11 protein-coding genes are annotated in these 15210 nt (G+C 63.7%); 5 read left to right on the top strand and 6 right to left on the bottom strand.

The features are described from left to right. Nucleotides 1-15: 15 nt before the first annotated feature. Complete coding sequence (gene iscX, locus RBRH_RS08270; protein WP_041753682.1) at nucleotides 16-213, top strand: Fe-S cluster assembly protein IscX; 198 nt, start codon at nucleotides 16-18, stop codon at nucleotides 211-213. A 138-nt stretch (nucleotides 214-351) separates the two neighbouring features. On the opposite strand, the gene RBRH_RS08265 is transcribed toward iscX, so the two are convergent. The 6 genes from RBRH_RS08265 to RBRH_RS08240 all read right to left on the bottom strand — a co-directional run bounded on the left by RBRH_RS08265 (nucleotide 352) and on the right by RBRH_RS08240 (nucleotide 9201). Beyond that, nucleotides 352-1080 carry a glycine zipper 2TM domain-containing protein gene (locus RBRH_RS08265; RefSeq protein WP_049786467.1) on the bottom strand — a complete coding sequence of 243 codons (729 nt, stop codon included), beginning with the start codon at nucleotides 1078-1080 and terminating at the stop codon, nucleotides 352-354. A 223-nt stretch (nucleotides 1081-1303) separates the two neighbouring features. Continuing rightward, nucleotides 1304-2836 (bottom strand): lysine--tRNA ligase, encoded by a 1533-nt coding sequence (gene lysS, locus RBRH_RS08260; RefSeq protein WP_013435714.1) that lies wholly within the window; start codon nucleotides 2834-2836, stop codon nucleotides 1304-1306. An 18-nt stretch (nucleotides 2837-2854) separates the two neighbouring features. Next, nucleotides 2855-3959, bottom strand: a protein-coding gene (gene prfB, locus RBRH_RS08255; RefSeq protein ID WP_173362423.1) for a peptide chain release factor 2 whose coding sequence is annotated in 2 segments (ribosomal slippage) — nucleotides 2855-3886 and nucleotides 3888-3959 — 1104 coding nt in all. Because the reading frame shifts where the segments join, the coding sequence is not laid out codon by codon here. A gap of 45 nt (nucleotides 3960-4004) precedes the next feature. Then, the gene (gene recJ / locus RBRH_RS08250; protein ID WP_041753681.1) at nucleotides 4005-5708 is read right to left on the bottom strand and encodes a single-stranded-DNA-specific exonuclease RecJ; all 1704 of its coding nucleotides are present in this window, start codon (nucleotides 5706-5708) and stop codon (nucleotides 4005-4007) included. A 10-nt stretch (nucleotides 5709-5718) separates the two neighbouring features. Beyond that, complete coding sequence (locus RBRH_RS08245; RefSeq protein ID WP_157864403.1) at nucleotides 5719-6921, bottom strand: regulator; 1203 nt, start codon at nucleotides 6919-6921, stop codon at nucleotides 5719-5721. 87 nt (nucleotides 6922-7008) lie between these two features. Continuing rightward, nucleotides 7009-9201 (bottom strand): YadA family autotransporter adhesin, encoded by a 2193-nt coding sequence (locus tag RBRH_RS08240; RefSeq protein ID WP_013435710.1) that lies wholly within the window; start codon nucleotides 9199-9201, stop codon nucleotides 7009-7011. Between the two features lie 265 nt (nucleotides 9202-9466). Here RBRH_RS08240 and RBRH_RS08235 point away from each other — a divergent pair, with 265 nt between their 5' ends. From RBRH_RS08235 to RBRH_RS08220, 4 genes are all read left to right on the top strand, one after another. Further along, the gene (locus RBRH_RS08235; protein WP_041753678.1) at nucleotides 9467-10720 is read left to right on the top strand and encodes a lipoprotein-releasing ABC transporter permease subunit; all 1254 of its coding nucleotides are present in this window, start codon (nucleotides 9467-9469) and stop codon (nucleotides 10718-10720) included. Nucleotides 10721-10724: 4 nt separating this feature from the next. After that, complete coding sequence (locus RBRH_RS08230; RefSeq protein ID WP_232509283.1) at nucleotides 10725-11450, top strand: ABC transporter ATP-binding protein; 726 nt, start codon at nucleotides 10725-10727, stop codon at nucleotides 11448-11450. Nucleotides 11451-11552: 102 nt separating this feature from the next. Further along, nucleotides 11553-12335 (top strand): TatD family hydrolase, encoded by a 783-nt coding sequence (locus RBRH_RS08225; RefSeq protein ID WP_041753676.1) that lies wholly within the window; start codon nucleotides 11553-11555, stop codon nucleotides 12333-12335. Nucleotides 12336-12505: 170 nt separating this feature from the next. Continuing rightward, on the top strand, nucleotides 12506-15187 hold the full coding sequence (locus RBRH_RS08220) for a DNA internalization-related competence protein ComEC/Rec2 (RefSeq protein ID WP_232509282.1): 2682 nt from the start codon (nucleotides 12506-12508) through the stop codon (nucleotides 15185-15187). The last annotated feature ends 23 nt before the right edge of the window (nucleotides 15188-15210 follow it).

Genomic DNA, 15210 nt, shown 5'->3' with positions numbered 1-15210 from the left:
AGGAGGGCGGCGGCGATGAAATGGACCGACATAAACGACATCGCGATGGCACTGACCGATGCCTATCCTGACGTTGATCCTCAATACGTGCGTTTCACCGACCTGCATCGATGGGTGACGGAACTGGACGGCTTTGACGACGACCCGGAGCGCTCGAGTGAAAAGATTCTCGAGGCGATCCAGGCCGCGTGGATCGAGGACGCTGACTACTAAACTTCATGGACTCTTCCGATCCGTGCCGCCCGTGCCTCCAGTCTGCGTCGCCGGTGTCCCCGATCTGCGTCGCCGGTGCCTCCAGTCTGCGTCACGGGTGTCCCCAATCTGGGTTGCCGGTGCCTAGTCCACGGCTTGTCAACCGGCGTGCCTGAGCGTGCCGTTTTCGATTCGTACGCGCTCACCGGCCTGGAAGGAGGGGGGCTGCCGGTACGTGAAGTTGCGCAGCTTGCCGTTTTGCATCCGTACGTGGACCCGATAGTCCGTTTCGCTGCGCACATGTTTCTCGACCGAGTTGCCGGCCAGTCCGCCGCCGAGTGCGCCGAGCAACGTCATCGCGGTACGTCCACCGCCGCCGCCGAACTGGTTGCCGATCACGCCGCCTGCCACTGCGCCGCCGAGCGCGCCGAGTCCTGTACTATGGCCTTCGCGCCGGACAGGAACGACCGACTCCACAGTGCCGCATGATGCGCAGGTTGCCACACGGGGCGGTGCATATGGCGGTTCGGCACCGGACCCAGTGCCATGTTGCGCGTAGTCGGCGGGCGGCGCGGGCAGGGCTGCACTGCCCGATTGCTGTGCACGTGGCGCATACGACGCGGCGGGTGGGGCGGGCGGTGCCGATTGCTGTGCGGGCGAGAGCGCCTGGGGCGACGTAGCGCTCGACTGCACGGCAGCCGCCGGTGCGGCGGAATGCAGGGCCGGCGGCTGCGCGGCTTGGGTGATCGGTGCGGCATCGTTCCGCGCACTGCTGCTGGATGCGTTAGGCAGCAACCCGGTGACGGCCGCGGTCGTGGCCAGGCTGGCAATGATGACCCCGACCGCGGCGGCCGCGACCAGCGGATGGAGCTTGCGTGGGCTTTCCATTTTGTTGACCTCCACGAAGGGAGCGCTTTCCGAATACGCCTAGTCTGCGCGATGCCCCGTCCGTTGTCGGTTTCAAGTTGTAACCAATTGCGGCGTACCAGCCGCCGCACCCGCGCCGCTTTACTGTTCGTTACAAATAATTAGGGCCGGCAACTTGCCGGCCCGTAGGGCGACGTTGGCGCACGAACCCGCTCGCGGCCGACCGTGCGCGCGTATTACCGCGTCAATCCTCGCGCCGCAGGTGCGGGAATAGGATCACGTCGCGGATGCTCGGGCTGTCGGTCAGCAGCATCACGAGCCGGTCGATGCCGATACCGCATCCACCGGTCGGTGGCATGCCGTATTCGAGCGCGCGGATGTAGTCAGCGTCGTAGTACATCGCTTCCTCGTCGCCGGCATCTTTCTGCGCGACCTGCTGGCGAAAACGTGCCGCCTGGTCCTCCGGATCGTTCAGTTCCGAGAAGCCGTTTGCGATCTCGCGGCCGGTCATGAACAACTCGAAGCGCTCGGTAATACCGGGGACCGTGTCCGACGCCCGCGCGAGCGGCGACACTTCCACCGGATAGTCGACGATATAGGTCGGCTCCCACAACTGCGCTTCAGCGGTTTCCTCGAATAGGGCAAGCTGCAGGGCCCCCACGCCGGCGTTGCGCAACGGCGCAGCGTGGGTATCGACGCCGAGCCGGTGCAATTCCGCACGCAGCCAGTCGCGGTCAGCAAGCTGTGCGTCGCTATATTGCGGCGCATACTTTTGGATCGCACCGGTGATCGTCAAGCGGTGAAAAGGCTTGCCCAAGTCCAGTTCGCGTCCCTGATAGTGGACCGCCGTCGTACCTCGCGCGTCCAGCGCCGCTTGTCGGATCAACTGCTCAGTGAAGTCCATCAGCCAGCGGTAGTCGGTGTACGCGGCGTAGAACTCCATCATCGTGAATTCCGGATTGTGCCGCGGCGAGACTCCTTCGTTGCGGAAATTCCGGTTGATTTCGAATACGCGGTTCAATCCGCCGACGATCAGCCGCTTCAGGTACAGCTCCGGCGCGATGCGCAGGAACATCTGCATGTCCAGCGCATTGTGGTGCGTGATGAACGGCTTGGCCGCCGCGCCGCCCGGGATCGGGTGCAGCATCGGCGTTTCGACTTCCATGAAGTCCGCGTTCGTCATGAAATGACGGATCGACGCGATCGTGCGCGTGCGTGCCTGGAACGTCTGGCGTGCTTCGGGCGTGACGATCAGGTCCACGTAGCGCTGCCGGTAGCGTGTTTCCTGGTCGGATAACCCATGAAACTTGTCCGGCAGCGGCCGGATGGCCTTGGACAGCAGCCGCAGCCCGGTGCAGCGCACCGACAGCTCGCCCTTGTTGGTCCGGAACAGCACGCCGTGCGCCGCGATGATGTCGCCCAGGTCCCATTTTTTGAATGCATCGTAGGTATCGGCACCGACGTCAGCTGGCGTGATGAAGAACTGGATCTGACCGGTGCCGTCCTGCACGGTCGCGAAGCTCGCCTTGCCCATGATGCGCTTGAGCATCATCCGGCCGGCAATCGATACGTTGAGCGCGAGCGCCTCAAGGGCGTTCTTGTCGGTGTCGGCGAAGCGAGCATGCAGATCCGCCGCGCTGTGTTCTGGGCGGAAGTCGTTCGGATACGCGATACCTTGCTCGCGCAGCGCCCGCAGCTTGTCGCGGCGCTCTGCGATGATCGCGTTGTCGCCGCTGTCGATGCCGGCTTGCGCGGCATTGAAATTCTTTTCGGTCATGGTCAGTTGCGCCCGCGGTTATACGCCTTGCTTCAGGCTCGCGCTGATGAAATCGTCAAGGTCCCCGTCGAGCACCGCACGCGTGTTGCTGATTTCGACGTTGGTGCGCAAGTCCTTCACGCGGCTCTGGTCGAGCACGTAGGAGCGGATCTGGTGGCCCCAGCCCACGTCGGTCTTGCTCGATTCGAGCTTGTCCTGCTCGGCCTGGCGTTTGCGCATCTCCGCCTCGTACAGCCGCGATTTGAGCATCGCCATCGCCTCGGCGCGGTTTCGATGCTGCGAGCGGTCGTTTTGGCACTGCACGACGATGCCTGACGGCAAATGCGTGATGCGTACCGCCGAGTCGGTCTTGTTGATGTGCTGGCCGCCGGCCCCGGATGCGCGAAACGTGTCAATGCGCAGGTCGGCCGGGTTGACGTCGATGTCGATCGATTCATCCACTTCCGGATACACGAACACCGACGAGAACGACGTATGGCGGCCGCCAGACGAATCAAACGGCGACTTGCGCACCAGGCGGTGGATGCCGGTCTCGGTGCGCAGGTAGCCATAGGCATACTCGCCTTCGACCTTAATCGTGGCATTCTTGATGCCTGCCACTTCACCATCGGATTGCTCGAGCACTTCGGCCTTGAAGCCCTTGCGCTCGCAGTAGCGCAGATATTGGCGCAACAGCATCGACGCCCAGTCCTGTGCTTCGGTGCCACCGGCGCCGGCCTGGATGTCGACGAAGCAGTTGTTCGGATCGGCCGGATTGTTGAACATTCGGCGGAACTCGATGTCGGCCACGCGGCGCTCCAGGGCCTGCACGTCGCGCTCGCAGGCGAGCAGCGTGTCATCGTCCTGCTCCTCGCTGGCCAGCTCGAACAGCTCCTGCGTGTCTGTCAGGTCGCCGTTCAGTGCCGAGAGCATCTGCACGACCGCGTCGAGCAGCTTCTTCTCGCGACCGAGCGCCTGCGCCTGCTTCGAGTCGCTCCACACGTTCGGGTCTTCGAGCGCCGTGTTGACTTGCGTTAGGCGGGCTTGTTTCGCATCGAAGTCAAAGATACCCCCGTAGCTCTCCCGCGCGCTTGCGCAGGTCGGCGAGGGTCGCTTCGATCGCGTTCAGACGTTCTGCTTCCATGTCGATCGGGGCCTTGCAAAAAGGGTAAATTATAGCGGATCGACATCAGGACGCCGCATGCTCGACGACCAGCTGCACACGCGACACACCGTTCCAAGTGTCGCGCACGAGCCGGTAGGCGAACAGCGCCCGTGCCGGAAGCGTGTCGATGTGGTTGAACCAGATGGCCGCAAAGCGCAGGCGCCCGCGGGCAAGCTGCAGCTTCAGGTGCCGCTCCTTGACGAGTGACTGAGACAGCACGTCGAACTCCCCTGAAAAAACCGGCGCCGGGAAGCCCTGGCCCCATACCGCGTTGTCGATCAGCTCGACGAACGATGGTGTGTGATATGCGTCCTCCAGCTCGCCGTCGGTCTCGATCTGTCGCGCGAGCGCGTCCTCGTTCAGCCATTCGCGTGCCAGCGCCTCGAATGCCGCCGTGAAGCGCGGCACGTCGCTGGTGCGCAGCGTGAGGCCGGCGGCCATCGCGTGGCCGCCAAAGCGCTCGATCAGTCCGGGCTCCCGCTTGGAGATCAAGTCCAGCGCGTCGCGCAAATGAAATCCCGGAATCGAGCGTCCCGAGCCTTTCACGCGCTCGCCCGACTCGTCGGCCGGTGCGAACGTGATTGCCGGCCGGTGGAAGCGCTCCTTGAGCCGGCCAGCGACGATGCCGATCACCCCCTGGTGCCACGCCGGGTTGAACAGCGTGATCGTGGCCGCGTCGCGCGGATCGAGCTGTGCGAGTTCGGCCAGCGCCTGTTCCTGCATCCCTGCCTCGATTTCACGCCGTTCGCGGTTCATTGCATCGAGTTGCTGCGCCAGCGCATCGGCGCGCTGTGCATCGTCGGTGACCAGGCATTCGATACCAAGCGACATGTCGGAGAGCCGACCTGCCGCATTCAGTCGCGGCCCCAACGCAAACCCCAGGTCGAATGCGGATGCGTTGCGCGCATCGCGCGCGGCCGCCCGGAAAAGCGCGGCCACGCCCGGTTGCATCTTGCCGGTGCGGATGCGCTGAAGGCCCTGCGCAACCAGCACGCGGTTGTTCGCGTCCAGCCGCACGACGTCGGCCACCGTGCCCAGCGCGACCAGGTCGAGCAGACCGTCCAGCCGCGGCTCGGGACGGCCGTCGAAGGCGCCGCGCTCGCGCAATAGCGCGCGCAGCGCCAGTAGCACGTAGAACATCACGCCGACGCCGGCCAGGTGCTTGCTCGGGAACGCGCAGCCCGGTTGGTTCGGGTTGACGATCGCGCGTGCCGCGGGCAGCGTGTCACCGGGCAGGTGGTGATCGGTAATCAGCACGTCGATGCCGAGCGCGTTGGCGGCCGCCACGCCGTCTACGCTGGCGATCCCATTGTCGACAGTGATCAGCAGGTCGGGGCGTGCGCCAGGGCGGCGGGCGGCCAGCTCGACGATCTCCGGTGTCAGTCCGTAGCCGTATTCGAATCGGTTTGGCACCAGGTAGTCGACGTGCGCGCCGAACAGGCGTAGGCCGCGCACGGCCACCGCGCATGCGGTCGCGCCATCGCAATCATAGTCGGCCACCACTAGGATCTGCCGTCGCGCGGCAATCGCATCGGCCAGCAGCGCGGCTGCGGCGCTGGCGCCTGAAAGCTGCACTGGCGGCAGTAGTCGCGCCAGCGCGGTTTCCACCTCGGCGGGCGTACCGATGCCGCGCGACGCATACAGCCGCGCGAGCACCGGATGGATGCCATGCTGTGCAAGGGCATGCGCGTCGGCGGGCGGGCAGGTTCGGGTGACGATTCGGGTCATGGGGGCGGGCTCACGGCAACAGCGACGCAAATGACCGGCGTCGCCAAAATTTTTTCATGTCGATGGGGCGCATGATGAGCGTCGTCGTGCCGGTGTCGCTGCACAGCGTCAACGAGAGTTCCGCGAGTTCGCGGCGTTGCAACGCCGCGAGCGCCGGCGCGAACCAGTCGCGCTCCAGCGCCGCGAATGCGGCGCGAAAGCGTGGCCAGTCCTGCTGCACGAATGGCGCGCTCAGTTGATCGAGCTCGACCAACGTCACACCGGCTGTGCCGCGACCTGTGGCGCGGGCCGCGGTCTGGCCGCCGGTTTGCTGCCGCAGCATGTCGAAAGTGGCAGGTGGTATCGCCAACGCCGCGCCGGACGCGAGCGCGAGCCCACGCGTGGCCGCTGCCTGCGATAGCACGCGCTCGAAGGGCCGCGACACCGGCGTCATGCGCCCTTGTGCGTGAAGCCAGATCGAATTGGCGGCGGGCAACCCGCGTGCTTCCCGAGCCTGGTTGACTGGATGCTCGAACCAGGCCATCTGGACCTCGTTCTGCAGCTTCATCCACGTGCGTGGCCGGCGGCCGGTATGGGCCTCATGCGGCAGCCAGATCTCGATGCTGCGGCCGGCGGCGCGCAGGGGCGCCGCGCTGGCTAACGAGCCGAGTTGCTCGCTCGACAAGTACCAGCGCAGCGGCGTTGGGGCAGCCACCTCTACGCCGAGCGCCTCGATAAGGGGCCGTGCGACGGCAAGTAGCGCGGCCGCGTCATCCGTCGAAAGCTGCAGCGTCGCGGGATCGATTAGCACCAGATGATCGTGCGCGACCTGTACATGGACGGGCTCGACGCATGCCCAGACGGCATCGCGCGGTTCGCCGCCGTCCGCAAGCAGCATGTACGGGGCAAGCGGGGCCTCGTCGTCGGTCGCGGCAGCCGACTGGGCTGCGCGCTCGCTCGATGCGGCATCGTCTGCCTGCTGGCGCGACGCAGTAGGTGCAGCGGCATGGCCGACGCCGAAACAGCGGGCGACCCATCGCTCGTGTGGCAAGGTGCGCTGGAAATCGTCCCCGATCACGCGTTCGACGAGCGTCGCGCGTTCGAGCAACCTGTCCAGCGCCGGCTTATCTAGGTCCTGCAGCGCCGGCTGTGCGCTGGCCGCGGTGGGCAACGCAAAGGGCAGCAGTAGGTGGAGGCGGGAAACGGAGTGTGCGACATGCATGATGGAGCGCATTGTAGGGCAATCCACCCGGTCATATCGATCTCGTTTGCCCCTCGCGCGTCATCTCTGTCGCGCGAGCGCACGCTTTGTGCCACATCTTCACCATTGAAAACCGCCTGCCGCAACCATTCCAACGTAGCCACGGCCGTTCGCGTTGGCGGCAAATTTCAACACCCAGCGGTTATTCGGCGTCACGTGCGATATGCCAAGCGCCACACCGTACTGGCCGCGGTAAGTCGCACCGGCGAACGTCATCAAACTCTTGCCGGGCAAGGTTGGCTGTGGCAGCCCCGCTACTGCCATGGCTGCCGCGGTGCCCGCCGATGCGTTGCGGTCCACCTGTGCCACTGCCTCATCCATTTGCGCCTTGTTCACTGCGTCGGTGAGCTGCGTGCCGCGTGCGACGTCGGTAATTCTGCGTTCATGGCCGGGCTCGCCGACTGAGACTCGGGTCTCGTCGACGTGAATATGCAGTTTTTCGGCTACAAGCGAAGGCAGGTCAGCCCCGATGAGTTCGCGCAGCCGCTCACGCGCAGATCCGCCCCCGCACTCGCCGGGCCGATTGCAGGAAGAAATGTCGTGGCGATCCGACGCGACTTCGTCCGCGAGCATCGGCTTGGGATGGCCGCCGCTATCCAGGAGCGGATGCCGAGCGGCGCTGACGTCGCCGGCGGGCATTGGTTCGATAAGCTCGCTTTTGTCCATCGGCGCAGGTTCAGGGGGGCCACCTTGGTCCACCAGCGCAAGTTCGGAGCGCTTGGCTCGGTTCGGCAGCGCAGGTTCGGAAGGCTCGCCTTGGTTCACCGGCACAGGTTCAGAGAGTTTGGCTCGGTCCAGCAGCGCAGGTTGGGAGGGCCCGCCTGGGTCCACCAGCGCAGGTTCGGAGCGCTTAGCTCGGTTCGGCAGCGCAGGTTGGGAGGGCCCGCCTGGCTCCACCAGCGCAAGTTCGGAGAGTTTGGCTCGGTTCGGCAGTGTAGGTCTGGAGGGCCCGCTTTGGTTCGCCAGCGTAGGGTCGGAATAGACGCCTTTGCTTCCCTGTGCCGCTGCGCGATGCCCACCCTCGTCTAGCAGCGTAAGCGCCAGTGGGCTGCCCGCGTTCGTCAGCTCAGGCTCCGGACGCATTTTGTCGCTCGACAGCATGAGTTTCGGGTATCCACTTTCGTTCGCCTTGGCTACCTCTGTTTGCAGCGATACCGTGGCGGGTGACTCTGCAGCCACCTTGTCTTTCACCTCTTCGTACCAATTGCCTTGGTTTATCCTTTGCACTTCTTTTTTTATTGTCGTTCTTAGTCGTTTTTCTAACTTATCCAATCCATTTCCCAGCGTTTCCTCTTGATCTTTGAGTTGGTTTTTTGTTATCTCAATGGAGTCGTCTATAGCATCGTTGATTGTTTCGTAATGCTTATTTAATTGATTCTGGATTTTGAGCGGTATATTGTCTACTTTGTTGTTAAGTGATTCGCTATTAAATGATAGCCGCTCTAAAATGGCTTTGGTATTCCGTATCTCCTGCGATAAGGATTTTATGGATTTTGTCTGATCATTCGAGTGTTGAATTATTTTTTGGTAAAATTCTGGATTTTTGTTTTCCAAAATTCTTGTTTGAGACTTAATGCGATTTTCCGTTGCCGAGCCAATATAATCCATCTTTTCTATCAATGCTTCATTTTGTGTGAGTAGCTGCTTTTTGAGCTTCGAAACCGCGTCGTCGTGCCGCGTAGACAGGGACTTCAGCTTTTCGTTCATATTGCAATTATCGACGTCCATAGCATGCAGTAGATTTTTTTCTACTGCTTTGATTGACGAGTTAAGTGGTGCCAGCAGTTTCGACATCACGCTTTCCAAGTGTGATTCTTCGTAACTGGGGAAGGATGCGATGGCGTCATCAGAAAATATCAATGTACTGGCTATGCTAAGTGCATATATTTTATTCGGTAGTTTTAAGGTAATGGAGTTCGAGCGGCGAGCGCTTGGGGTGATATAAGTTGTAGCTCGTCGTGGATAATAAAATCCGCTCATCTGAAACCCTTTGTTGATATTGAGTCGCGAAATGGAATGCGAGAAAAATGTACGCTCGAGTACTTCGGAATGCAATCGAGCCGAACTATTCATGCGGAATAAAAAAGGGATATGGCGGCTCCAGGTAGTTTGAAACCGGTATTCGTTCAAGATTGAGGAGGCGGGTGAATAATTGTCCTGTGACGATCCCATTGTACAAAACCGCAGGTAACCAGGATCAAAAAACTGAAAATCTTGCGGCCTGTCAAGATAACGGCTCGGGGTGGCCAGCAAGTCGGTGCCATGCCTCTATTAGGAGCAGCGTACGATGGGCTTGAGTTCCGTGTTCCGTGACTTGAGCCCCCTGCGATTGCGGTATCCAGCACACGCGAGTCGAGGCGCTCGTGCGTGTCCTAGGCGTGGCAGCCAGAAGGTGGCGGTCAAATTTATCCTATTGCGGCACGCAGCGGCGGAAGGGCACTGTTATGTGGCAAACTTCGCTGTTACCCGCGGCGGTGTCCAGCAGCGGGATCGGTCAGCGTGGATACAAAGGATTGGTTTGAAGCTCCCCTACGAATGGCAAATTGGCTTGCGCTATACGCGTACTGGCAAACGTTCTTCTGGCAACGGGTTCATTTCGTTTATTTCGCTGATTTCGATGTCGGGCATCGCGCTCGGCGTCGCGGCGCTGATTGTCGTGCTGTCGGTGATGAACGGCTTCCAGAAGGAAGTGCGCGATCGGATGCTGTCGGTGCTTGCGCACATCGAGATCTTCTCGCCGACCGGCTCGATGCCAAGCTGGCAACTGACCGCCAACGAGGCGCGCCAGAATCCGGAGGTGATTGGCGCGGCCCCGTACGTCGACGCGCAGGCGCTGCTCACGCGACAAAGCGCGGTCAACGGCGTCGCGCTGCGCGGCATCGACCCGGCGCTGGAGCCGCAGGTATCCGACATGGGGGGTGAGATGAAGGCTGGTCGGCTGACCGACCTGCGGCCGGGATCGTTCGGCATCGTGCTCGGCGTTGACCTGGCAAGTGCGATGGGCGTGAGCGTCGGCGACAAGGTTACCGTGGTGGCTCCGGAGGGCACCATGACGCCGGCCGGCATGTTGCCGCGGCTCAAGCAGTTCACGGTCGTCGGCGTGTTCGAGTCCGGTCACTACGAATTCGACAGCACGCTGGCGATGGTATCGATCGCCGATGCGCAGGCGCTATTCCGGTTGAGCGCGCCTAGCGGCGTGCGGCTCCGGATCAAGGACATGCAGCGTGCGCCGGAAGTCGCGCGACAACTCGCGCGATCGTTGTCCGGTGACCTCTATATCCGCGACTGGACGCAGCAGAACAAGACATGGTTTTCGGCGGTACAGATCGAGAAACGGATGATGTTCATCATCCTGACGCTGATCATTGCGGTCGCCGCCTTCAACCTCGTCTCCTCGCTGGTGATGACGGTCACTGACAAGCAGGCCGATATCGCGATCCTGCGCACGCTTGGCGCGCAGCCGCGCTCGATCATGAAGATTTTTGTGATTCAGGGCGTGACCATCGGCTTCGTGGGCACCGGCCTTGGCATTGTGCTCGGCTGCGCCCTTGCCGTCAGTATCCCGTGGCTAGTACCGTTGATCGAGCATGTGTTGGGCTTCCGATTCCTGCCGCCGTCGATCTACTTCATCAGCGAACTGCCCAGCGACTTGGTCGCGGCTGACGTGGTGAAGATCGGCGCGATTGCGTTCGTGCTGTCTGCGCTCGCGACACTGTATCCGAGCTGGCGGGGTGCGCGCGTGCGTCCGGCCGAGGCATTGCGCTATGAGTAAAGCAATGAACGAGCAGCAAATCGTGCTGGCCGCGACCAGCATATCGAAGACCTTTGTGCAGGGTGGCCAGCCGGTGCCGGTGCTGGCCGACGCGCAACTGCATGTGTATCGCGGCGAGAAGCTGGCCATCGTCGGCGCGTCGGGCTCCGGCAAGAGTACGCTGCTGCATCTGCTGGGCGGGCTCGACGAGCCCAGTGCGGGGCGTGTCGCGCTATTGGGCCGGCCGTTTTCGCACCTAGCGGAGCGTGAGCGCAACGATTTGCGCAATCGCGCCCTGGGTTTCGTCTATCAGTTTCATCATCTGCTGCCCGAATTTACCGCGCTGGACAACGTCGCGATGCCGCTGCGGATCCGCCGGATGCCGGTCGAAGGCGCGCGTCGCGAGGCGATGGCCACGCTGGAGCGCGTCGGCATCGCGCATCGCGCGAAACACCGGCCCGGAGAGCTGTCCGGGGGCGAACGGCAGCGCGTGGCGATCGCGCGCGCGCTGGTGACGCGGCCCGCGTGCGTGCTGGCGGACGAGCCGACTGGCAACCTTGATGGCCATACTGCGGAAACGGTGTTCCAGTTGATGTTGGAGTTGTCGCGCACGTTCGAGACGAGCTTCGTGATCGTCACGCACGATATCGAGTTGGCCGCGCGCTGCGACCGGGTATTACGTTTGCGGGACGGCGTGCTGCATGATGAAACAACGGTGGCGCGCGCTGCGCTCGCAAAGACGATAGCCTAACGACGGCCAGGCCTGGCTTGGCTTGGCTTGGTTTGGATCGGATCGGATCGAATCGGATCGGGCCGCGCAGCGTTGCATCGAACTGGCAGCGAGGGAGCCTCGATGTGGATCGATACCCATTGTCATCTGGATGCATCCGAATTCGATGCGGATCGGGCTGCCGTGGCGTCGGCAGCGCGCAACGCGCAAGTGTCGCGCATTGTGATTCCAGCGGTCGCCCGCTTCAACTTCTCGGTGGTGCGCGAGTTGGCCCATCGTGTGGATGGGGGTGCCTATGCACTGGGTATCCACCCTCTGTATGCGCCGGCCGCGCAGGATGAAGACCTCGCGGTGCTGCGCAGCGAGATCCTCACCAGCCTGGATGATCCACGTTTTGTCGGCGTCGGCGAAATTGGTTTGGATTTTTTCGTGCCGGGGTTGGATGCGGTGCGTCAGCGCGAGATCTATACGGCACAGTTGAAGATGGCGCGCGACTTCGACTTGCCGGTGATCTGCCACGTGCGCAAGTCGCAAGACTCGGTAATCGCCGAGTTGCGACGCTTCAACGTCGTGCGGGGCATCGCGCATGCATTCAATGGCAGCTTTCAACAGGCCGATGCGTATATCGCACAAGGCTTCAAGCTCGGTTTTGGCGGCAATGTGACGTTCGAGCGTGCTCGGCGCATCCGCCAACTCGCCGCGCAATTGCCGCTCGATGCACTGGTCGTGGAGACCGACGCACCGGATATCGCGCCGCAGTGGATCTACAAGGAGCGCAACACGCCCGACCAAGTGCCACGCATTGCGGCAGTGATTGCGGCCATGCGTTCGCTGACGTTGCCACAACTGGCCCTCGGTACAACGGCCAACGCGCACGCCGCGTTGCCGCGGCTCGCCCTCACGTAGCGATAATCGGATTTTGCATTCAGGCGCTCCGGATGTTTGTCGCGGCGCCGGGTTGTGCTGCTTGCGCTGCTTGCGTCGGTCGCGGGCTTTACGGTGGCGCGCTTGTCGCTGTGCCGGCGCAGGTCGTCGCTACGCAATCCGTCGCGCACGAACGCACGGCCGAGGGAGGAATGATGCTCGCACGATTATGCGCGTTCGTCGTGGGCACGGGCGTGTTGCAGTGGCAACCCAGTTTGCCGGACACTGCCGGTTGGCTTGTCTGGGGTGCGGCAGCGTTCGCCGCTGCTGGGGTGGCATGCATCGCGTATCGTGCGCGGGCAGCGGGGCGCGTCAACTGGCCCACGTCGTGGCTGGCACGGGCGGCTAGCATCGGGTGTGCGGCGCTGCTCGGCTTTGGCTACGCGGCGTGGCGCGCGCATAGCGCGCTGTCGGATGCTTTGCCGCCGCAGTGGGAGGGGCGCGATGTGACGCTGACCGGCACGGTGCGCGGCTTGCCGTCGCGCGATGCGCGCGGGCTTCGCTTTCTGTTCGACGTCGAGGCGACTTCGCCCCGGATCGAGCGGTTTCCCCGCACCGTCCAATTGAGCTGGCTTGCCGCGTTCGGCCGGCAACCCTCGGCGACGCTCGTGCCGGGCGGGCGCCATACGCTCGTGGCAAGGCTTAAGCGGGTGCATGGCAACGGCAATTTCAGATTGCCGGACACCGATGTGCGGCAGCTGGCGCGCGGCGTGCGTGCGCAGGGCTACGTGCGCCACCTGCAGGCCGATCCGCGCGGGCAACCGGGGACGTCCCTCAGCTCGCCACGCGCGCCCGATATTGAGCGCGGTCCTAGTATCCGGGCGATGCTCAACGCCGTGGACCGTCGGCGTGCGGCCATTCGCACGCGGATCGAGCAGGTCTTGTCCGAATCCGCCCGAACCGGGACGGGCAGCGGCAGCGACGAGGCCGCGCGGTCGCATGCTGGGATCGTGATCGCCCTGGCGATCGGTGTACAGGATGCGATTACGGAGCCGGACTGGGAGCGGCTGCGCCGTACCGGCACTAACCACCTAATGGCAATATCAGGCTTGCATATCGGCTCGGTCGCGGCGTTGGCCGCCGCGATCATCGCGCTGGCCTGGCGCCGCGGTTTCGGCGTTGCGCCGGCGTTGCCGCTGCACGTGCCGGTTCCCATCGCATGTTGTGTTGGTGCAATGCTCGCCGGTGCCGGCTATGCTGCACTCGCCGGGTTGGGCATTCCCGCCCAGCGCACGGTTGCCATGCTGTCGATCGCGACGCTTGCTTATGCGAGCGGGCGGCGCGTGGACCCGTTACTGGCCCTCGCGTGGGCGCTCGTGATCGTGGTGCTCGTCGATCCGTGGGCGACGTTGTCGGCGAGCACGGCGCTCTCGTTCGGTGCGGTCGCGGCGATCGTGGTGGCGTTGCGCTGCGTGGGCCGCAACCAGTCGCAGCGAGACGACGAACCGGACTGGCCGTCACTTGATCCGGCCGATGCGTTGCCGCAGGCTGGCGCGGGCAGGCCGGGCGAGCGGCCTGCCGGTATGCCTGGCCCGCAGCCTGCTAGTACGTGCGTGCCGCGTTCTGCCAAGGCTTTTGGCGCGCTCGTGGCCCGCATGCGCGCCGCGGTGCGTGGCATGCCGACACGGCTGGCGTCGGCCATGCGCGTGCAATGGGCGGTGACGCTCGGTCTCGCGCCGTTGACGGTTGTTTGGTTCTCGCAGATTCCGGCACTGGGTCCGGTGGCCAATGCCATCGCGATTCCGTGGGTCAGCACCCTGGTCGTGCCCGCGGTGCTGCTCGCCATTGCGATCCCGGCGCCATTCGATGCGCTGCTGCTGCAATGGGCGCACCGCCTGGTGCAGTGGCTGTTTGCCATACTCGATGCGTTGGCCGAGCCCGCGTGGGGCGTGTGGTACTTGCCGGCGCCCGAGCCGGCCGCGCTGCTGCTCGCGCTCGTCGGTGCGGCTTGGATGCTGGGACCACGGGGCTGGCCATTGCGCGCGGCTGCGCCCATTCTGTGGCTGCCATTGCTGTGGCCGGCATCGCGGGCGCCGCTCGCAGACGGTTTTCGCGTCACGGCGCTCGATATCGGGCAGGGCACCGCCGTGCTGGTCGAGACCGCGCAGCGACGGCTGCTGTTCGATGCCGGCCCGGGCCCGGAAGCCGGCAATGCGGGGCAGCGTATCGTGGTGCCGTTTTTGCGCGCGCATGACGTGAACGCATTGGACATGCTGGTCGTTAGTCATCGCGATGTCGACCACGCGGGCGGCGTGCCTGCGGTGTTGGCCGATATGCCAATCGCGCAAATGCAGGCGTCGCTGCCGCCTGCTCATCCGTTGTGGGCGCGCGCCACCGCGCGCGGCGCAATAACGCGGGCGTGCCGTGCCGGGGAGCGATGGCGATGGGACGGCGTGACGTTTGAATTCCTGTGGCCGGCGGGCGCGGCGGATCCGCGCAAGCCGAATGCAACGGCATGCGTGCTGCGTGTCTCGAATGCGCTGGGCGCCGTGCTGATCGCATCGGATATCGAACGGGCCGCCGAGCGGGCGCTGGTCGAGCGGCATGGGCCGGCATTGAGCAGTGACGTGCTGATCGTGCCGCACCATGGCAGCAAGACGTCGTCGACGGATGTTTTTATCGATTCGGTACGGCCGCGCATGGCGGTATTTCAGGTGGGCTACCGCAATCGCTTCGGCCATCCGCATCCGCTGGTCACCGCGCGTTATCGTGTGCGCGGCGTCGATATGCTGCGCAGCGATGATGATGGCGCGGTGCGTATCGACAGCGGGGTATCAGGCTGGATGGTCGATGCGTATCGCCGCTCACGCAGGCGCTATTGGACCGGGCGCTGACTCGCGTCATTTTCCGCTGGGCA

This window comes from Mycetohabitans rhizoxinica HKI 454, from assembly GCF_000198775.1.
GTDB classification, from domain to species: domain Bacteria; phylum Pseudomonadota; class Gammaproteobacteria; order Burkholderiales; family Burkholderiaceae; genus Mycetohabitans; species Mycetohabitans rhizoxinica.
Note: the sequence above shows the minus strand (reverse complement) of the source record. Positions and strands in the feature narration are given on the sequence as shown.